General features: G+C 62.7%; 21 protein-coding genes and 1 tRNA gene. 8 read left to right on the top strand and 14 right to left on the bottom strand.

Going from position 1 to position 17,377, the window contains the following annotated elements:
• The first annotated feature begins 93 nt into the window (after nt 1-93).
• Nucleotides 94-387, top strand: a complete 294-nt coding sequence (locus ACGYLC_RS00615) for a Dabb family protein (RefSeq protein ID WP_394421032.1) — start codon at nt 94-96, stop codon at nt 385-387.
• Between the two features lie 8 nt (nt 388-395).
• Nucleotides 396-1,517 (top strand): aminodeoxychorismate synthase component I, encoded by a 1,122-nt coding sequence (locus tag ACGYLC_RS00620; protein ID WP_394421033.1) that lies wholly within the window; start codon nt 396-398, stop codon nt 1,515-1,517.
• Here ACGYLC_RS00620 and ACGYLC_RS00625 read toward each other — a convergent pair.
• Complete coding sequence (locus ACGYLC_RS00625; RefSeq protein WP_394421035.1) at nt 1,514-2,200, bottom strand: M48 family metallopeptidase; 687 nt, start codon at nt 2,198-2,200, stop codon at nt 1,514-1,516. The genes ACGYLC_RS00620 and ACGYLC_RS00625 overlap by 4 nt on opposite strands.
• Before the next feature lie 111 nt (nt 2,201-2,311).
• Between ACGYLC_RS00625 and ACGYLC_RS00630 the strand changes: the two genes are divergently transcribed.
• Nucleotides 2,312-2,641 carry a TIGR02300 family protein gene (locus ACGYLC_RS00630; RefSeq protein WP_394421037.1) on the top strand — a complete coding sequence of 110 codons (330 nt, stop codon included), beginning with the start codon at nt 2,312-2,314 and terminating at the stop codon, nt 2,639-2,641.
• Nucleotides 2,642-2,740: 99 nt separating this feature from the next.
• Nucleotides 2,741-2,816: transfer RNA gene (locus ACGYLC_RS00635), tRNA-Ala, on the top strand.
• Nucleotides 2,817-3,136: 320 nt separating this feature from the next.
• Here ACGYLC_RS00635 and ACGYLC_RS00640 read toward each other — a convergent pair.
• Nucleotides 3,137-3,901 carry a sulfite exporter TauE/SafE family protein gene (locus ACGYLC_RS00640; RefSeq protein ID WP_271688395.1) on the bottom strand — a complete coding sequence of 255 codons (765 nt, stop codon included), beginning with the start codon at nt 3,899-3,901 and terminating at the stop codon, nt 3,137-3,139.
• A gap of 142 nt (nt 3,902-4,043) precedes the next feature.
• Between ACGYLC_RS00640 and ACGYLC_RS00645 the strand changes: the two genes are divergently transcribed.
• The gene (locus ACGYLC_RS00645) at nt 4,044-5,726 is read left to right on the top strand and encodes an acyl-CoA dehydrogenase family protein (protein WP_394421039.1); all 1,683 of its coding nucleotides are present in this window, start codon (nt 4,044-4,046) and stop codon (nt 5,724-5,726) included.
• Nucleotides 5,727-5,793: 67 nt separating this feature from the next.
• Nucleotides 5,794-6,186, top strand: coding sequence for an META domain-containing protein (locus ACGYLC_RS00650; RefSeq protein ID WP_271692483.1), 393 nt, complete (start codon nt 5,794-5,796; stop codon nt 6,184-6,186).
• On the opposite strand, the gene recO is transcribed toward ACGYLC_RS00650, so the two are convergent.
• The 12 genes from recO to folK all read right to left on the bottom strand — a co-directional run bounded on the left by recO (nt 6,170) and on the right by folK (nt 15,660).
• A complete protein-coding gene (gene recO / locus ACGYLC_RS00655) occupies nt 6,170-6,892 on the bottom strand; it encodes a DNA repair protein RecO (RefSeq protein WP_394421040.1) in 723 nt (240 codons plus the stop codon). The genes ACGYLC_RS00650 and recO overlap by 17 nt on opposite strands.
• Complete coding sequence (locus tag ACGYLC_RS00660) at nt 6,892-7,221, bottom strand: DUF1491 family protein (protein WP_394421041.1); 330 nt, start codon at nt 7,219-7,221, stop codon at nt 6,892-6,894. The genes recO and ACGYLC_RS00660 overlap by 1 nt, the downstream gene beginning before the upstream one ends.
• 15 nt (nt 7,222-7,236) lie before the next feature.
• Nucleotides 7,237-8,145, bottom strand: a complete 909-nt coding sequence (gene era / locus ACGYLC_RS00665) for a GTPase Era (protein WP_394421043.1) — start codon at nt 8,143-8,145, stop codon at nt 7,237-7,239.
• Nucleotides 8,142-8,828 carry a ribonuclease III gene (gene rnc / locus ACGYLC_RS00670; protein ID WP_394421045.1) on the bottom strand — a complete coding sequence of 229 codons (687 nt, stop codon included), beginning with the start codon at nt 8,826-8,828 and terminating at the stop codon, nt 8,142-8,144. The genes era and rnc overlap by 4 nt, the downstream gene beginning before the upstream one ends.
• Nucleotides 8,825-9,661, bottom strand: coding sequence for a signal peptidase I (gene lepB, locus ACGYLC_RS00675; RefSeq protein ID WP_394421046.1), 837 nt, complete (start codon nt 9,659-9,661; stop codon nt 8,825-8,827). The genes rnc and lepB overlap by 4 nt, the downstream gene beginning before the upstream one ends.
• Nucleotides 9,662-9,783: 122 nt before the next feature.
• Nucleotides 9,784-10,197 carry a holo-ACP synthase gene (acpS, locus tag ACGYLC_RS00680; RefSeq protein ID WP_394421048.1) on the bottom strand — a complete coding sequence of 138 codons (414 nt, stop codon included), beginning with the start codon at nt 10,195-10,197 and terminating at the stop codon, nt 9,784-9,786.
• Between the two features lie 148 nt (nt 10,198-10,345).
• Nucleotides 10,346-10,789 carry a PA2169 family four-helix-bundle protein gene (locus ACGYLC_RS00685; RefSeq protein ID WP_394403350.1) on the bottom strand — a complete coding sequence of 148 codons (444 nt, stop codon included), beginning with the start codon at nt 10,787-10,789 and terminating at the stop codon, nt 10,346-10,348.
• A 113-nt stretch (nt 10,790-10,902) separates the two neighbouring features.
• A complete protein-coding gene (locus ACGYLC_RS00690; RefSeq protein ID WP_394421050.1) occupies nt 10,903-11,655 on the bottom strand; it encodes a pyridoxine 5'-phosphate synthase in 753 nt (250 codons plus the stop codon).
• A 100-nt stretch (nt 11,656-11,755) separates the two neighbouring features.
• Nucleotides 11,756-12,412, bottom strand: coding sequence for a DUF2062 domain-containing protein (locus tag ACGYLC_RS00695; protein ID WP_394421052.1), 657 nt, complete (start codon nt 12,410-12,412; stop codon nt 11,756-11,758).
• 37 nt (nt 12,413-12,449) lie between these two features.
• Complete coding sequence (locus ACGYLC_RS00700) at nt 12,450-14,588, bottom strand: RelA/SpoT family protein (RefSeq protein ID WP_394403358.1); 2,139 nt, start codon at nt 14,586-14,588, stop codon at nt 12,450-12,452.
• 36 nt (nt 14,589-14,624) lie between these two features.
• Nucleotides 14,625-14,978 carry a DNA-directed RNA polymerase subunit omega gene (rpoZ, locus tag ACGYLC_RS00705; RefSeq protein ID WP_067264606.1) on the bottom strand — a complete coding sequence of 118 codons (354 nt, stop codon included), beginning with the start codon at nt 14,976-14,978 and terminating at the stop codon, nt 14,625-14,627.
• A 70-nt stretch (nt 14,979-15,048) separates the two neighbouring features.
• Nucleotides 15,049-15,660: a 2-amino-4-hydroxy-6-hydroxymethyldihydropteridine diphosphokinase gene (folK, locus tag ACGYLC_RS00710; RefSeq protein ID WP_394421054.1), complete on the bottom strand. Its 612-nt coding sequence runs from the start codon at nt 15,658-15,660 to the stop codon at nt 15,049-15,051.
• A gap of 123 nt (nt 15,661-15,783) precedes the next feature.
• On the opposite strand from folK, the gene ACGYLC_RS00715 reads away from it, so the two are divergent.
• A complete protein-coding gene (locus ACGYLC_RS00715) occupies nt 15,784-16,332 on the top strand; it encodes an NYN domain-containing protein (protein WP_394403362.1) in 549 nt (182 codons plus the stop codon).
• A 250-nt stretch (nt 16,333-16,582) separates the two neighbouring features.
• A complete protein-coding gene (locus tag ACGYLC_RS00720) occupies nt 16,583-17,320 on the top strand; it encodes a helix-turn-helix transcriptional regulator (protein ID WP_394403364.1) in 738 nt (245 codons plus the stop codon).
• The last annotated feature ends 57 nt before the right edge of the window (nt 17,321-17,377 follow it).

A 17,377-nucleotide genomic window follows, 5' to 3' on the forward strand; every position in this document is an offset into this window, starting at 1 on the left:
AGCGCGGCATTTTGCAGCCAAGATGCGATCACCCGTTGTCCCGGGCTCTGCGGCGATTTATCGGAGGTCAAACTGCCATAAGGAGACGCGCCCGTGACCAAACGAAACTTCATCCGTCATGTGGTCTTTTTCTCGGCCAAAGACCCCAAGGACATTCCGACGATCGTGGCGGGGCTTTGGAAACTGGCCGACATTCCGCATTCGACGACTTTCGAGATCTGCGAGAACACCCGTGTCGATGCGCTGTCGGGGGATGTGGATGTGGTTGTCTATGCCGAATTCCCGGATGCCAAGGCACTGGCCGCCTATAAGGCGCATCCGATCTACCAAGAATCCATCGATATCGTGCGGCCCCTGCGCGATATGCGCGTGCCTGCGGACTTTTAAGGCCCGCCATGACTGCCGCTCGCGTTCTTTTCGACACTGGCCCGCTGGGGCACGGCACGGCCTTCACCGCGCCGCGGCGGATCATCAGTGCCGAGACCCCGGCTGAGGTGCCTGCCGCCTTTGCGGCACTTGAAGCGGCGCAGGAAAGCGGCGCGTGGTTGGCGGGCTATGCGAGTTACGAGTTGGGCTATCTTGGATCGCACAAGCTGCACGAGTTAATGCCTGCGGCGCGCGGGCTGCCCCTGCTGCGCTTCGGCGTTTTTGATGCGCCCGAGGCTTATGGCTTTGCCGAAGAGGCGGGTGATGCCAGCCTGTCGGACCTCACGCCGGATTGGGATTTTGCGCAGTATCAGGCCGCTTTTACTGAGGTGCAGGACTTCATCAGCGCCGGGGACATCTATCAGGCCAATCTCACCTTCGGGATGGAGGGGCGCTATACCGGGACGCCCGCCGCACTTTATGCCCGACTGCGCCAGCGGCAAAGCGTGGCACATGGCGCTTTCGTCGATCTTGGCGGGCCTGTGCTGCTGTCACGCTCGCCGGAGCTGTTCTTTGCGCTCACTGCCGAGGGGCAGCTCACCGCCCGTCCGATGAAGGGCACGGCGCGGCGTGGGCGGGATGCTGCGGAGGACGCGAAGCTGCGCGGCGACCTTGCGGTTTCGGAAAAGAACATGGCCGAGAACCTGATGATCGTGGACCTTTTGCGCAACGACATCAGCCGGATCGCCGAGGTGGGCAGTGTCAAGGTGCCGAAACTGTTCGAGATCGAGACCTATGAGACCCTGCATCAGATGACCTCGCGCATCACGGCGCAGGTCTTGCCCGGCAAGCGGCTGACCGACCTCTTTCACGCTCTGTTTCCCTGCGGCTCGATCACCGGAGCCCCCAAGATACGCGCGATGCAGATCCTGCGCGCTTTGGAACCGGCCCCGCGCGATGCCTATTGCGGGGCAGTGGGCTGGATCGCCCCCACGGGTGCGATGCAGTTCAACGTGGCGATCCGCACGGCGACCTGTTACCCGGAGGGGCGGCTGCGGCTGAACGTGGGCGGCGGCGTGGTGCATGACAGCACGGCCGAGGATGAATATGCCGAAGCGCTGCTGAAGGCGCGTTTCGCCACGCTGGCTTAGAAACGATAGCGGTGCAGCCCGCCGCCGTGGTCGCGCAGCCATTGGCGCGGCGCCTGATAATCGCCGTAGATCCGCGTGACCTCGGCCCAGAAGGCGGGGGAATGGTTCATCTGCGCCAGATGCGCGACCTCATGGGCGGCGACATAGTCCAGCACCTCGGGCGGGGTCATGATCAGCCGCCAAGAGAACATCAGCGCCCCGTCGCTTGAACAAGACCCCCAGCGAGAGCGCGTATCGCGCAGGGTGATGCGGGCATAGGACTTGCCCAGCAGCGCGGCATAGTCGTCACAAGCCCCGGCGAGGCGGTCGCGCGCCACTTCGCGCAGATGCGCCGCCAGACGTTTGCCCAAGCTTTCCTCGGGGCCGGGCACGAGGATCTCTTCGGGGCCGATCCGCACGCCCCTCCCCTGCCCGCCGCGCACGCGCAGCAGCTTGCCGCCCACCGGAAGCTCTGCGCCGGGGGCCACGATCACATCCTCGCCCCGCGCGGCGAGGTGTTGGCGAATCCAGTCCTGTTTGCTTTCGGCAAAGGCCAGCGCCTCACGCTCCGCCAGCCGTTTCGGCATCGTCAGAGTTACCCGCCCGTCCAATTGCGAGATGCGCAGCGAGATGCGCCGCGCGCGCGCCGAACGGCGCAGGATCAGCGGAATCGGCGGGTTGCCGGGCAGCACAGGGTCTTTCATTACCGGAGCAACGTCCCTAGATAGAGGCCAAAGCCTTTGACAGTGCCCCCCTCATATGGCACTTGGCCGGAATCATCTACACGCAACAGCAATATTATAAAGGGGTGTTTCATGCCCAACGAAGAATGGGGAACCAAGCGCCTGTGCCCCACTACGGGCAAGCGCTTCTATGACCTCAACAAGAATCCGATCATCAGCCCCTACACGGGCGAAGAGGTCGAGGTCGACAACGCCAAGTCGCGCATGATCGCGGCGGACGCCGAGGATGCGGTCACAGCCAAAGCCAAGAAGGGCGACAAGGTTGATGAGGAATCCTTGGTCGATGACGATGACGCGGTCGACGTGGATCTGGACGACGACATCCTCGACGATGACGACGATGATGACGATACAGTACCGCTCGACGACCTCGCCGATGTGGCGTCGGACGACGAAGATTAATTAATCGGCGGCGGGGTCAATTTTCCGCTTGATCCCGCCTCCGCCAGCGCCTAGACAGCGCCACAGAACGACCCGGATCACACGATCACGATCCACGATGGGGCCTTAGCTCAGCTGGGAGAGCGCCTGCATGGCATGCAGGAGGTCAGCGGTTCGATCCCGCTAGGCTCCACCATCATCCACTGCTTCGAATCTTGATATGCTTCGCCCGATAGATGGGCTGACTGACGCGCATCCGCTGCGCGGCTACTCTGAGTCAGCGGTTCGATCCCGCTAGGCTCCACCAAGCCTTTTGCAAAGCAAAAGGCGTCGCGCGGCAGTCGCTTCGCAGAAGCGATGAGAGCGCAAATTCACCCTACTCAAAATCGGACACTGCTAGCGCCTAGCTGCATACGATGCTTTGCGATCGTTTCCTGAGGGTCATCTCCTGCCCGCAGGCAGGCGATGGCCCGGCGCCTGCGACTTGTTTCCGGCCCGGGGGGCAACTTCAACCGATTAAAAAATCGCCCGCCGGATCAGGTTCAACCCCGCCACCATCAAGACCACCAAAGTCATCTTGCGAAACAGCACCGGATCGACCCGATCCATCACCTTGCTGCCGAGCCAAACGCCCAGCATCACCGGCAGAATCAACAGCGCCGAGAAGGGCCAGGTCTGCGCGTTCAGAACGCCCGAGCCGATATGCGCGACGAGCAGCGCCACCGCGCCCAGCCCGTAGATCACTCCTTGGATCCGCATCTGGTCATGTTTCGCGGTCCCGAGCGCGGTGAGATAGGCCACCGTGGGCGGCCCCCAGATGCCGGAAATCCCCCCGACGGCCCCGGCAAATCCGCCAACCAGCGCCTCGACCTTCGTCGACCGCTGCGCCAGATGGAACTGATGTTTCGACAGTTGCAGCAGCGCAAAGAGCACCACCGGCACGCCGATCATCAGCAGCATCACCGTCGCTGGCACCAGCCGCACCATCTGGGCCGACAGCACCAGCATCACGCCACCGCAGAGCAGAAACACCCAGAACAGTTTGATCGACCGCAACGCGGCCTGCGGCCCCTGCCGCAGCGCTTGGAAGGCATTGGCCAGCACCGTAGGCAGAATCAGCCCGGCCAAGGCCAGATCGGGCGCCATGAAGGTCGTGAGACCGGAAATCAGCACCAATGGCAGGGCAAAGCCTACCACGCCTTTGACGAAGCCGCCGCAAAGACCGATTGCAAGTGCAGCATAAAATTCGAATGGGGTGAGAAAGGGGAAAATACTGTTCATACCGTTACATAGCACCCTCCTCCGGGGCCGCACGCGAAAAACGACTGCGCAAGATTAGAACAAAACGCCGCAGCAAAACGTATCTTTGTTGTGCTGCGACTGCGAAAGGGCTATGCCTATCCCAAGCAAGAAAGGACAGCCCATGGCACATGACGGTCAGGACATGACGATGCATCGCGTAATTCTCGACGATCTGATCGGGCAGACCGGCGCGGCCTTGCCGCCGCTCGACCAGTTGCTCGAAACCGCCACCGCCGCCGTCCGTGCGCAGGTGAGCGACAGCGGTCGCGTCTCGGCCAAACTGATTGAGGCCAATCAGACCGCCGCCCACGGGCTTGCTTGGCTCGCCACCTATGTCCAAGCCCTTCGGCAGATGCAGCTTTGGGCCGAACGGCTGCAAGCCGAGGGGCGTTTTGGTGAGGTGGAGCAACTGCTGCACCAGATCGCCTTTGGCGAATACCTCTGCCAAATCTGCGGCGGCATCCAGATGAACCAAGGGGAGATGCTGCGCCTGCAAGATCTGGGGCTGAATGCCGAGGATGAGGCGGCACTCGACAGCCCTGCGATCAGCAGCCTGACCCGCGCGGGCAACACCCAAGCCGCGCGCAGCCGTCTGGTCGAACTGATGCAGGAACGCAGCGCCGATGTGACCTTTGGCGTCAGCGGTCTGGATGAAGAGCTTGAGATGATCCGCGACCAGTTCCGCCGCTACGCGGTCGAAAAGGTCGAGCCGCACGCCCATGATTGGCACCTCAAGGATGAGTTGATCCCGATGGAGGTGATCGAGGAACTGGCCGAGATGGGCGTCTTCGGCCTGACCATCCCCGAAGAATACGGCGGTCTGGGCCTGACCAAAGCCTCGATGTGCGTAGTCAGCGAAGAACTGTCGCGCGGCTATATCGGAGTCGGCTCGCTCGGCACCCGCTCGGAAATTGCCGCCGAACTTATCCTCTGCGGCGGCACCGAGGCGCAGAAAGAGAAATGGCTGCCCCGCATCGCCAGCGCCGAAACCCTGCCCACGGCGGTCTTTACCGAGCCGAACACCGGCTCCGACCTCGGCAGCCTGCGCACCCGCGCGGTTAAGGACGGGGATGATTACAAGGTGACCGGCAACAAGACATGGATCACCCATGCCGCACGGACCCATGTGATGACCCTGCTGGCGCGGACGGACCCGGAGACGACAGACCACCGTGGGTTGTCGATGTTCCTCGCCGAGAAAACGCCCGGCGATGATGCCAATCCCTTCCCCACGCCCGGCATGACCGGCGGTGAGATCGAGGTACTGGGCTACCGCGGGATGAAGGAATACGAGCTTGGCTTCGACGGTTTTGAGGTGAAGGGCGAGAACCTCCTCGGCGGCGAAGAGGGGCGCGGCTTTAAACAGCTGATGGAGACCTTCGAGAGCGCCCGCATCCAGACCGCCGCCCGCGCCATCGGCGTGGCACAATCGGCGCTGGATATCTCGATGCAATACGCCCAAGACCGCAAGCAATTCGGCAAATCGCTGATCAACTTCCCCCGCGTCTCGGGCAAACTGGCGATGATGGCGGTGGAGCTGATGGTGGCGCGGCAGTTGACCTATTACAGCGCGTTTGAGAAGGACGCCGGGCGCCGCTGCGACGTAGAGGCGGGCATGGCCAAACTGCTCGGCGCGCGGGTCGCATGGGCGGCAGCCGACAATGGCTTGCAGATCCACGGCGGCAACGGTTTTGCTCTGGAGTACAAGATCAGCCGAGTGCTTTGCGACGCGCGAATCCTCAACATTTTTGAGGGTGCCGCCGAGATTCAGGCGCAGGTTATCGCCCGCCGCCTTCTGGGCTGATCTGCCGGGGTTGCAAGCGCCGCGGATGTCAGGGACATAGGCGGCGCTTCACTCCAAAGGACAGCCCATGCGCAGCTTTCTGATCCTCGCCGCCCTCAGCGCCCTGCCGCAATGCCAAGGCGATGAAACCGTCCGCGCCTATGGCGCGGGCGACAAGACTTGGCATCTGGTGGAGTTGGACGGCGAGCCCTTCGACGCCCGCGCGACCCTGACCTTCCCAGAGACCGGCAAGATCGCCGGGCAGGCCCCCTGCAACGCCTATAGCGCCGCGATGACGGTGCCCTACCCGTGGTTCGACACAGGCCATATCGCCGTCACCCGCCGCGCTTGCCCCGACCTTGCGGGCGAGACGGCGTTCTTGGATGCGCTGACAGAGGTGACCATTTCAGACGTGCTGGGCGACACGATGATCCTATCGGACGACAGCGGCGAACGTCTGGTTTTCAAAGCCGCCGACTAAAGGCATCGACAAAGCGTGCGCGGGCTTCCGGCAGGGGTTTGCCGCCCAAGTCCCGCGCCAGATGCACGGTCAGGAAATGCCCCGTCGTCCGCAGCCCCTGCGCCACCTCAGCATCATTGCCCGCGCCGCCGCGCAGCACAGGCGGCAAAGGCAAAAGCCGGTCCGCCCACTCCCCCGCCCCCTTGGCCGAGACTGCGCGCCCGGTCTTGGGGGAGACATAGATCAGCCCCTCGGTCGCCCCTGTCACCGCACAGGCATCGAGGTCGAGCGCATAGCCCATTTCCTCCAGCAACCGCAGTTCCCACTTGAGGTAGGCCAGCGGCCAGACATCGCCCTGCCCCAACATATCCAGCAGCGCCTCGGTCCGCTGGTAAAGCGCCGGATGAGGCTCGCGTTCGGGCAGGCAAAAGGCCAAGAGCGCGGTGACCGCATTCAGCCCCGCCAGCGCCAGACGGTCCTGCATCGCCACGGCGGCACGGCTGCGCAAAGGCTCGACGGTGAAGGCGCCGATGTGGTCCTCCAGCCGCGCGCGCCACGCCACGTCAAGCTGCGCACCAGGTTGTAGGCTGGGGGCGATCTTGCGGCTGGTGCCGCCACGGACGACGCCCGCGTGGCGTCCCTGAGCGGGGGTGAAAACCTCGATGATGGCAGAGGTCTCGCCATGTCGCCGCGCGCTCAGCAGGATGCCCTGATCGCGCCATTCCATCAGGCGAACCCCGGCTCGTCCAGAAGGTGCCGGCCCTGACGGTCCTCGACCTCGATCACCCAGAGGTCCGGGTCGAAGCTGCGTTGGCGGGTGACCGTGGCATCGACCTCACCCTCGTCACCCGCGGCCAATTCGACCCAACGGCGCGCGCCGCTCATCAAATCGAAAGACCGCTGGAACAGCACCGCGCGGCCATTGAGGGTGGAGAGTTTCACCAGCACCGCGCCGCCGGTGTCATCGCCATGCGCGACAACGAAGGCGGGGATGTCCTGCAACCTGAGCCGCGCGAGATAGGCATCGACCCAGAAGCGCGCAGTCAGGCGGGCCATGGCAGACCTTTGGCGTCAGTCATTGCCATCTTTGAAATCCAGGCCCATCTCGGAATAGCGCTCGGCCTCTTCCAGCCAGTTGGCGCGGACCTTCACTTGCAAAAACAGATGCACCTTGCGGCCAAGGAACTCTTCAAGCTCCTCGCGCGCGGCCTTGCCCACGGCCTTGATGGTCTCGCCGCGGTTGCCCAGCACGATGCCCTTGTGGCCGTCGCGCACGACATAGACCAACTGGTCGATCCGGGCGGAGCCGTCCTTGCGCTCTTCCCAGTTCTCGGTTTCGACCGTGAGCTGGTAGGGCAGTTCCTGATGCAGGCGCAGGGTCAGCTTCTCGCGCGTGATCTCGGCGGCGATGTTGCGCATCGGCAGGTCGGCGATCTGGTCTTCGGGATAGAGCCACGGGCCTTCCGGCACCTCGCCCGCCAGCCATTCGCGCAGCGTGTCGGTGCCATGACCGCGCTCGGCGGAGATCATGAAGGTCTCGGCAAACTCAAACCGCTGGTTCATCTTCTCGGCCAGCCCCAACAGCACCGGCGCCTCGACCCGGTCGATCTTGTTGATCGCCAGCGCCACCCGGCGGCCCTTGGCGATGTTGCCAAGCTCTTCGAGGATGCGTTCCACGCCTTCGGTCACGCCGCGGTGCGCCTCGATCAGCAGCACGATCACATCGGCATCCGCCGCGCCACCCCAGGCGGCGGCGACCATGGCGCGGTCCAGACGGCGGCGGGGCTGGAAGAGGCCCGGCGTGTCGACGAAGACCAATTGCGCATTGCCCTCCATCGCCACGCCGCGAATGCGGGCGCGGGTGGTCTGCACCTTATGCGTCACGATCGAGACCTTGGCCCCGACCATGCGGTTCAGCAGGGTGGATTTGCCCGCGTTGGGCTCTCCGATCAGGGCGACGAATCCGGCACGGGTGGTCATGTGTTGCTCTCCAATTGCCGCAGCAGCGTGCTGGCGGCGGCCTGTTCGGCGGCGCGTTTCGAGGGCGCGGTGGCGGCCGCCTCGGCCCCGTTGTCCAGCCGCGCGGTAATGGTAAAGACAGGCGCGTGATCCGGCCCGCTGCGGCCGGTCTGCACGTAGCGCGGCGGGTTCAGCCCGCGCGCCTGCGCCCATTCCTGCAAAGCGGTCTTGGCGTCGCGCGCATCTTCCTTAACGGTCTTCAGCCGGTCGCCCCAAAGCCGCAACACCAGTTCCTTGGCCGCCTCGAAGCCCCCGTCGAGGTAGACCGCCGCGATCACCGCCTCGATGGCGTCGCCCAGAAGCGCCTGCTTGCGCCGCCCGCCCGAGATCATCTCAGACCGACCGAGCTTGAGCACCTTGCCCAGATCAATCTCACGCGCCACATCGGCGCAGGTTTCCTTGCGCACCAATGCGTTGAAACGCGGGGCCAACTGCCCCTCGGTGGCACCGGGATCAAGCGCCAGCAGCGCTTCGGCCATGACGAGCCCCAGCACCCGGTCGCCCAGAAACTCCAACCGCTGGTTGTCGTCGCGGTTGGCCGAGGACATGGAGGCATGGGTCACCGCGCGCACCAGCAGCTCCGGCTTGGCAAAATGGTGGCCAATCCGTGTCTCGAAGGCTTTGAGGTCTCCGCTCAGTTTCATCTGACTGCTTCGAAGAAGCGATCGCCGCGCCATGTCCAGAAGAACAGCATCGAACGCCCGGCAGAGCTGAACATGATGCGATCCGCGCGGCCAATGAGGTTTTCAAAGGGCACGAAACCCACACCCCCGGCGCGCTGCGCCAAGCGGCTGTCGGCAGAGTTGTCGCGGTTGTCGCCCATGAAGAAGTAATGCCCCTCGGGCACGGTGTAGACGCCCGTGTTGTCCGACTGCTGATTGGTGATGTTCAGGGTCGGGTAGGACACGCCATTGGGCAGGGTTTCAATCTGGCGGCTTTTCACGCAGGCCGCCCCCTGGCCCACGGGGCCGTTCTCACAGCGCGGGCGCAGTTGTTGCGGGCCTTGCGGGGCCATGACCTCTTCGAAAGTGCCCGCATCTTCGACCTTAACCGGGGTGCCGTTCAGGCTGATGACACCGTTTTTGATCTGCACTTTGTCCCCCGGCAGGCCAATCAGGCGCTTGATATAGTCGCGGCCCGAGACAGGGTGACGGAAGACCACCACATCGCCGCGCTCTGGCTCAGAGCCGAAAAGACGCTCGTTATCGCCATCAAAGACACCGCAGACATCCTTGGCGTCAATCTCGATCCCGACACCGGGCAGCATCAGGCTGGGGCATGAGGCATAGGAATAGCCGTAGGCCATCTTGTTCACGAAGAGGAAATCACCGATCAGCAGCGTCTCTTTCATGGAGCCGGAGGGGATCCAGAAGGGCTGGAAGAACAGGGTCCGAAAGACACCGGCGATCAGCAGCGCCCAGAAGATTGTCTTGATGGTTTCGACAAAGGCGTTGCCGGTTTTTTCCTTAGCAGCCATGCGGCGCTCCTGACATATCGATTTGGGGTTACATGCGGGGCCGTGCGGGCCAAGTCAAGTGACGCGGGGCCGGATCGGCCTGCACCGCGTGCATATGACGCGAAACGGCGGCGCAGGCCACCCTAACGGACCGGATCGGCAAGAGGGCGCGCTTCGATCACCACGAAAGCCTGCGCCCAAGGGTGATCGTCGGTCAGGGTGACATGGATGATCGCCTCATGCCCCGGCGGGGTCATCGCGGCGAGACGGTCGGCGGCCCAACCGGTCACCTCCATCACGGGTTGGCCGGTGCGCAGATTGCTGACCGCCATGTCGCGCCATGCAATGCCCATGCGCAGCCCGGTGCCAAGCGCCTTTGAGCAGGCCTCTTTCGCGGCCCAGCGTTTGGCATAGGTGCCCGCCACATCGCGCCGCCGCTCGGCCTTGCGTTGCTCGACCTCGGTGAACACCCGATTGCGAAACCGGTCGCCGAAACGATCGAGCGTGGCTTGGATACGCTCGATATTTGCCAGATCAGTACCGATGCCGAGGATCATTGAGTGCCATTCTTGCCGCGAGACGGGGCCGATGGCCCTTTGCCCACAGTAGATCACGCGGCGTAAGCGAGGAAAAGCGGCAATCCAACGCGAAAACGCCGCCCCGCTGAGGCGGGACGGCGTTCAAACGCGCGGCAAAGCGCGGCGCTTAGGCTGCGGCGTGGCGGGCCTTCTGGGCTTTCGCCTCGTCGATGGCGCGCTGAACGGCGGCGCGCTGTTCGGTCAGGAACTCATAGCCGGGGCGGCCAGCCGTGGCTTTGATCGCGTCGTCGTAGTTTTCGACCAGAGCGGATTCGCCATTGACGATCTCGTCATAGACCGCCTCGTCATCCCCGGTCACCGCGTCGCGCAGTTTCAGCCATCCACGGTGGGCTGCTGCGGCGGCGGAGCCTTCTTCCGAGACATCGACGCCATCGGCGCCAAGCTGGCGGTGCAATTCTGTATGGAACTTCTCGCGTTCCGCGATGCGCTGGTCGAAGAAGCCGACGAAAGCCGCCTCATCCGAAACCTGCTTGCGGGATTCACGATAGCCGTCGCGGCTGTCGATCAGGCGGGTGTGCAGTTTCTTCAGTGTGTCGATATGGTCGCTCATTGGTGCCTCCTTAGGTTTGTTAACCAGTCTGGCGGCCCAACGCAGTCAAAGCCGCTTTAGGTCCAGAGGGAGGCACCCTTTGAGAGATTTTCCGCCACCGGCGGGGGCCGCGCTCAGCCCTCGCGGGCCTCATCCATCAGGCGGCGCATCTCGGAAATCGCGGGTTCCAACCCGAGAAAGATCGCCTCTCCGATCAGGAAATGCCCGATGTTAAGTTCACGCACCTCGGGGAAAGCGGCGATCGGAGTGACGGTGTCATAGGTCAGCCCGTGGCCCGCGTGCACCTCAAGCCCGAGAGAGGCGGCGAAACGCGACATTTCGCGCAGCTTGTTAAGCTCGACATCCGCCTCATCCCAACGGCCCTCGGCGAAGGCATCGCAATAGGCGCCGGTGTGCAATTCGATCACCTCTGCGCCGATGCGGTTGGCGGCTTCGATCTGTGCACGCTCGGCTGCGATGAAGATCGACACCCGGCTGCCCGCCTCGCGCAGGGGCGCGATGAAATGGGCCAGCTTGTTCTCCTCCCGCGCGACTTCCAGCCCGCCCTCGGTGGTCCGCTCTTCGCGCTTTTCGGGCACGATGCAGACAGCGTGGGGCTTGTGGCGCAGGGCGATCTTTTGCATCTCCTCCGTCGCGGCCATCTCGAAGTTGAGCGGGACCGACAACACCTCCATCAAACCTTCGATATCGGCGTCGGAGATATGCCGCCGGTCTTCGCGCAGATGCGCGGTGATGCCATCGGCCCCGGCCTTTTCCGCGATCTTGGCCGCGCGCAGCGGGTCGGGATAGGCGCCGCCCCGCGCGTTGCGCACAGTTGCCACATGGTCAATATTCACGCCCAATCTCAGCTTTGGTTGATCCGCCATCTCGATTCCCCTTGCATCTCTTGCCCCGACCATAGGTCGGAACTTTCGCCAACCCCATAGGGGGAAGCGGTTTTTCCCGAAAATTGATGGCGCGACAGGATCAGTCGGCGTGGCGCTTGGCGTCGGCCTTTTGCGCGGCCTTATGTTTGAGCGCCTCGAACTTGGCTTTGATCATGCCGCGCCGCCGCTTTTGATAGGCGCGCAGCACCGGGACCGAGATGTAATAGGCGATGGAGGCGCAGATTATTCCCGGCAGGATGCCCCCGATCAGATAGGGATAAAAGACCTGATGGAAAAACACCGTCAGCCCGGTCCAATCCATCTGGGTATCGGTAAAGATCGCGACGAAATTCTCTTGCAGATCGCGCCCGGCGTCGAGAAACTTCCCCCCGAACGAGCGGTGCGCCGTCGGTGCCACGGGCGCGCCGAGGATCCAATGCCCGGTTTGCAGGGCCGCGATGCCAATGGGCACATAGGTCAGCGGGTTGCCAAAAAAGGTGGCCATCAGCGCGGCAAGAATATTGCCGCGCATCACCCGCGCGATCAGCGCGGCCACGATGAAGTGCAGGCCGTAGAAGGGCGTGAAGGTGGTAAAGACCCCGGCCCAGATGCCGCGCGCAATGCGCTCGGGGCTGTCGGGCAGCCGCCGCATCCGGTGTTTGACATAGTGAAACGCACGCGTCCAACCGCCGCGCGGCCACAGAAACTCGGCCAGCGCGCGCAGGGTCGGTTTCGGATCGCGGCGTTTGAAAATCAAGTCTCAGGTCCAGTATCGGCGTTTCGTCTGCGCAGGGTCAGGCGGTCTTTCCCATGCTCATATTGCGGTGCCTGCTGACATCGGCGACCTCACTCTCGGCTTCGAGCGTGGACATCAGCGAATGCAGGTGACTTACGTCTCTGAGATCCACATAGACCACCAGCCGGTAAAAGTCAGGCTTGCGCTCCACAAACTCAAGATCCGAAATATTGGCCGAGGCTTCGCCGATCAAGGTGCAGACCCGCCCAAGTACGCCCGCGCCATTGCCGATGGTGATGTCCAAGGCGCAGGTATAGACCGCCGGGTGGCTGCCATCGTGCCAACGCAGATCGAGCCAGCGTTCGGGCTGGTCTTCGTATTCCGACAGGCGGTCGCAGTCGATCGAATGAACGGTCACGCCCTTGCCGCGGAAGGTGATGCCGACGATCCGCTCACCGGGCAGCGGGGTGCAGCAGGGGGCGCGGTCAAAGCTCTGCCCCGGCTCAAGCCCGACGACCGCGCGGCGCACGTCGATCTGTTCGCCCTTTTGCGGGGCAAGGTCGGGATAGACGCATTCCACCACTTCGCGGCCCGTGAGTTCGGAACTGCCAAGCCGCGCAAGCACCTCGTCGGGGCCATTGAGCCGCATGTTCTTGGCCACGGTATGCAGCACCTTATCGGTGGCCTTTTTGCCAACCTGCGCAAAGGCCGAGCGCGCCAATTCGCGGCCCAGTTTGATAAAGCGTTCGCGGTCAACCTCGCGCAGGGACCGCCGGATCGCGGACTTGGCCTTGCCCGTGGTGGCAATGTCGAGCCATGTCACCTGCGGCGTCTGACCCTGCGCGGTGGTGATCTCAATCGACTGGCCGTTCTTGATCCGGGTCCAAAGCGGCACGCGCATCCCGTCGACCTTGGCCCCCACACAGGCATTGCCGATCCGGGTGTGGATCGCATAGGCGAAATCAATCGGCGTGGCGCCGCGCGGCAGTTTCACCACGTCACCTTTGGGCGTGAAGCAAAAGACCTGATCGGCGTACATCTCAAGCTTTACCGCTTCGAGGAAATCTTCGTGATCGGTCTCGGCGTCGAACTGCTCGGTCAGCTGGCTGATCCACTTGGCGGGATCGACGGCAAAGGGGTTTCGGCTGCGCACACCGTCGCGGTAGGACCAATGCGCGGCGACGCCGGTCTCGGCCACATCATGCATCTGGCGGGTACGGATCTGCACCTCGACCCGCTTGCCGTCGCGGCCTGAAACGGTGGTGTGAATGCTGCGATAGCCGTTGGTCTTGGGCTGGCTGATGTAATCCTTAAACCGCCCCGGCACCGCCCGCCAGCGGCGGTGAATCGCCCCGAGGGTGCGGTAGCAGTCTTCCTCAGAGGCGGTGATGACCCGAAAGCCGTAGATGTCGGACAGGCGCGAGAAGCTTTGCTCCTTCTCCTCCATCTTGCGCCAGATCGAATAGGGTTTCTTGGCCCGGCCAAAAACCTCGGCTTCGATATCGGCCTTCTCCAACTCCACCCGCATGTCGCCGGTGATGCGCTGGATCACATCGCCGGTGTCGCGTTGCAGGGTGATGAAACGGCGAATGATGGAGGCGCGCGCCTCGGGGTTGAGCACCCGAAAGGCGAGGTCTTCGAGTTCTTCGCGCATCCACTGCATGCCCATACGGCCCGCCAACGGCGCGTAGATGTCCATCGTCTCCCGCGCCTTTTTGATCTGCTTGTCCGGGCGCATGGATTTGATCGTGCGCATGTTGTGCAAACGGTCGGCGAGTTTGACGAGGATGACGCGCAAGTCCTTGGACATCGCCATGAAAAGCTTGCGGAAATTCTCGGCCTGTTTGGTCTCGGTCGAGTTCAGCTGAAGGTTGGTCAGCTTGGTGACACCATCGACCAATTCCGCCACTTCGCCGCCAAAGAGGCTTTGCACCTCGGCATAAGACGCTTTGGTGTCTTCAATGGTGTCGTGCAGAAGAGCGGTGATGATCGTCGCATCGTCAAGCTGCTGCTCCGTGAGGATCGCGGCGACAGCGACGGGATGGGTGAAATAGGGCTCACCGGAATGACGAAACTGCCCCTCATGCATCCGCGCCCCATAGTCGAAAGCGGCGCGGATCAAGGGTTCGTTGGTACGCGGATTGTAGCCTTGAACGAGAGCGATCAGGTCGTCGGCAGTAATGTCGGCGCTGTTCATGCCATCTGCCTCATAGCCCCGGCCGGGGCGCGGGGGTTAGCCCTGCCCCTGTGCGGCCATCAACTGGCGCAGCAACATTTCTTCGGACATGCTGTCTTCTTCGGGCTTGTCCTCTTCGGCACCCATCAGAAGCGCCATGGCGTCTTCTTCGGGCTCATCGACTTCGATCTGGCTTTGGTTGCTTTCGATCAGCCGCTCGCGCAGGTCATCGGCCGACTGTGTTTCTTCGGCGATTTCGCGCAAGGAAACGACGGGGTTCTTGTCGTTGTCACGGTCAACGGTCAGCTGCGATCCGGCAGAGATCTCTCGGGCACGATGCGCGGCCAGCATGACGAGTTCGAAACGGTTCGGAACCTTATCCACACAATCTTCGACGGTGACGCGGGCCATGAAGCCTCCAATATCTCATTTGCTGCCAGAAGTGCGGTATTTAAGCCGCCTCGGGCAGATTTACAAGCCGTTATTGCAGCCGCCGCACCTCGGCACGATCCCGCTTAGGCAGGGCTTCGAGCAGGGCGCGCACCGGCTTTCCAAGCAGCGGATGCACCCAATCGGGGGCCACATCAGCCAGAGGCACCAAGACGAAAGCGCGATCCTGTAGCCGGGGATGTGGCAGGATCAATTGATCCGGTGTGCGGCCGATCTGCGCCTCCAAGGGCAAATCGCGCCACATCTTGTGGGTCTGGCGGTCAGGCAACACGATATCATCGCAGGCCAGCAGATCCAGATCCAAGGTCCGCTGCCCCCAGCGTTGCACCCGTTCGCGCCCCATCTGCGCCTCAATCCGGTGCAAGACGCCAAGCGCCTTTTGCGGTTCCCAGGGCGCTTCGAGCCATGCGGCGGCGTTCACATAGTCCGGCCCCGCCCCTGCGGGAAAGGCCGGTGTATGATAGAATGCACTAGTGGCGCGAATCACCGCGCCAGACGTTTGCAATAGCTTTAACGCCGATTTCAGCGTTTCCCGAGGGTTACCCACGGATGATGCAAGGTTCCCGCCAAGCGCAACCAGAAGACTATACTTTCGTATAGGCTCTCTACTGCTTAATTCCATATCCCCGGGGTCTTGCGACATCGTTAAAAAGCCTTAGTTATGCACCCTGATGTGGGGGCATCGCCAGAGGTCACGGATTTGTTAATCCGCGGCAATTACAGTTCAAACCGGGAATACGGCGAAGCCTGCCGAAAGGATAGTTTAATGTTCTACAAAGATGAGCGGTTGGCGCTTTTTATAGATGGCTCCAACCTCTACGCCGCGGCAAAGACGCTGGGCTTCGACATCGACTACAAGCTGCTGCGGCAGGAGTTCATGCGCCGCGGCAAGCTGCTGCGCGCCTTCTACTACACCGCGCTGTTGGAAAACGATGAATATTCGCCGATCCGCCCGCTTGTCGACTGGTTGAACTACAACGGCTTTTCCATGGTCACGAAACCGGCCAAGGAATACACCGACAGCATGGGCCGCCGCAAAGTCAAAGGCGACATGGACATCGAACTGGCCGTCGATGCGATGGAACTTGCCCCGCGCGTCGATCACATCGTGATCTTCTCTGGTGATGGTGATTTCCGCCCGTTGGTAGAAAGCCTGCAACGCCAAGGCGTGCGCGTCTCGGTCGTTTCCACGATCCGCAGCCAACCGCCGATGATCTCGGATGACCTGCGCCGCCAAGCAGACAACTTTATCGAGCTTGACGATCTGCGTGATGTGATCGGCCGCCCGCCGCGCGACCCCGCACCGCACGAATAAAAGACGCAACTCCGTTTCGCGCAGAACCATGCCGCCCCCGTGCGGCAGCGGCCTTACTGTGCGTAGCGTCAGGATGATGGGCATACAAATACCAGGCCAGCGACTGCGGCGTCACTGGCCTGTGAAATTTTTAAAATACCCCAGGGAAGATACAATACAGCACATGAACCCATGCGTTCCCCTTGATCCCATACTACCTGCTCCCGTAGAAGTAGACGATCCCCCGAAAAAGGGGGGAAAGTGAGGGAAGATGCTGTTCGATGCCGCAGTACGTTTGGAAAAGCTGCAAGATGTAAGCGCGCTTTGGGATGGGATCGTAAAGACTTTCCGAGAGGCCGGCTTTACCCACGCCGTCCACATCAGTGTCGGGGCGGATTTTAAAGATGCCCAGTTCCTGTCCACCATCCCCGATCTCTACGATGATCTCCCGCCCGAGGATGACCCATTCCTGCACCATTCGTGCAACAGCTATGATGTCCTGACGATCGGCCAAGCCTTCGTGCACCTCTACCCCGATGTCACCCCGTCCGAGCATTCGCTAATCGCCCGCGCAGGCCGCGAAGGGCTGCATGCCGCCTTTGCCGTGCCGATGCGGCTGAAGGGCTCCGAACGTTTTGGCGGTTTCATCGTTGGCAACGGGATGGAGGCCGAAGCCTTCGAACGCGCCTTTAGCGATATTGCCGAGGATCTGCGCCTCTTCTGCCTGCTGATGCACCGCCGGATCGAAGACCTGACCGGCACCGCGCCCCTGCCCCTGCCCGAGAACCCCTCTGCCTTCGGCAAACTCAGCCCGCGCGAAGCCGAAGTGGTGAACCTGCTGGCCCATGGCTACTCCCGCCAGCAGACCGCGCATCGCTGCAACCTCTCGATCCATACCGTGTCGGACTATGCGAAATCCGGCTACCGCAAGCTTGGCATCCGCAACCGGGCGCAGGCGGCAGCATTGGTCCACGCCACGGCGGGCGAGCCTGCGCCCAAGTCGGACTGACGGGCTGGACGAAGCGGGCCCAAGCCCTTACCTCTGCGCCAACCGTCCGGAGATTTC

Origin of the sequence: Sulfitobacter sp. 1A12157, assembly GCF_043557345.1 — a bacterium.
Lineage (GTDB): Bacteria > Pseudomonadota > Alphaproteobacteria > Rhodobacterales > Rhodobacteraceae > Sulfitobacter.

Bases quoted from the DNA above. Each gene is read 5' to 3' on its own strand.
- ACGYLC_RS00620 (WP_394421033.1), top strand. From the start codon at position 396: ATGACTGCCGCTCGCGTTCTTTTCGACACTGGCCCGCTGGGGCACGGC.
- ACGYLC_RS00640 (WP_271688395.1), bottom strand. From the start codon at position 3,901: ATGAACAGTATTTTCCCCTTTCTCACCCCATTCGAATTTTATGCTGCA.
- ACGYLC_RS00625 (WP_394421035.1), bottom strand. From the start codon at position 2,200: ATGAAAGACCCTGTGCTGCCCGGCAACCCGCCGATTCCGCTGATCCTG.
- rnc (WP_394421045.1), bottom strand. From the start codon at position 8,828: ATGAAACTGAGCGGAGACCTCAAAGCCTTCGAGACACGGATTGGCCAC.
- ACGYLC_RS00685 (WP_394403350.1), bottom strand. From the start codon at position 10,789: ATGAGCGACCATATCGACACACTGAAGAAACTGCACACCCGCCTGATC.
- acpS (WP_394421048.1), bottom strand. From the start codon at position 10,197: ATGATCCTCGGCATCGGTACTGATCTGGCAAATATCGAGCGTATCCAA.
- recO (WP_394421040.1), bottom strand. From the start codon at position 6,892: ATGGAATGGCGCGATCAGGGCATCCTGCTGAGCGCGCGGCGACATGGC.
- era (WP_394421043.1), bottom strand. From the start codon at position 8,145: ATGACCACCCGTGCCGGATTCGTCGCCCTGATCGGAGAGCCCAACGCG.
- ACGYLC_RS00630 (WP_394421037.1), top strand. From the start codon at position 2,312: ATGCCCAACGAAGAATGGGGAACCAAGCGCCTGTGCCCCACTACGGGC.
- ACGYLC_RS00700 (WP_394403358.1), bottom strand. From the start codon at position 14,588: ATGAACAGCGCCGACATTACTGCCGACGACCTGATCGCTCTCGTTCAA.
- lepB (WP_394421046.1), bottom strand. From the start codon at position 9,661: ATGGCTGCTAAGGAAAAAACCGGCAACGCCTTTGTCGAAACCATCAAG.
- ACGYLC_RS00645 (WP_394421039.1), top strand. From the start codon at position 4,044: ATGGCACATGACGGTCAGGACATGACGATGCATCGCGTAATTCTCGAC.
- ACGYLC_RS00660 (WP_394421041.1), bottom strand. From the start codon at position 7,221: ATGGCCCGCCTGACTGCGCGCTTCTGGGTCGATGCCTATCTCGCGCGG.
- folK (WP_394421054.1), bottom strand. From the start codon at position 15,660: ATGTCGCAAGACCCCGGGGATATGGAATTAAGCAGTAGAGAGCCTATA.
- ACGYLC_RS00720 (WP_394403364.1), top strand. From the start codon at position 16,583: ATGCTGTTCGATGCCGCAGTACGTTTGGAAAAGCTGCAAGATGTAAGC.
- ACGYLC_RS00690 (WP_394421050.1), bottom strand. From the start codon at position 11,655: ATGGCGGATCAACCAAAGCTGAGATTGGGCGTGAATATTGACCATGTG.
- ACGYLC_RS00650 (WP_271692483.1), top strand. From the start codon at position 5,794: ATGCGCAGCTTTCTGATCCTCGCCGCCCTCAGCGCCCTGCCGCAATGC.
- ACGYLC_RS00715 (WP_394403362.1), top strand. From the start codon at position 15,784: ATGTTCTACAAAGATGAGCGGTTGGCGCTTTTTATAGATGGCTCCAAC.
- rpoZ (WP_067264606.1), bottom strand. From the start codon at position 14,978: ATGGCCCGCGTCACCGTCGAAGATTGTGTGGATAAGGTTCCGAACCGT.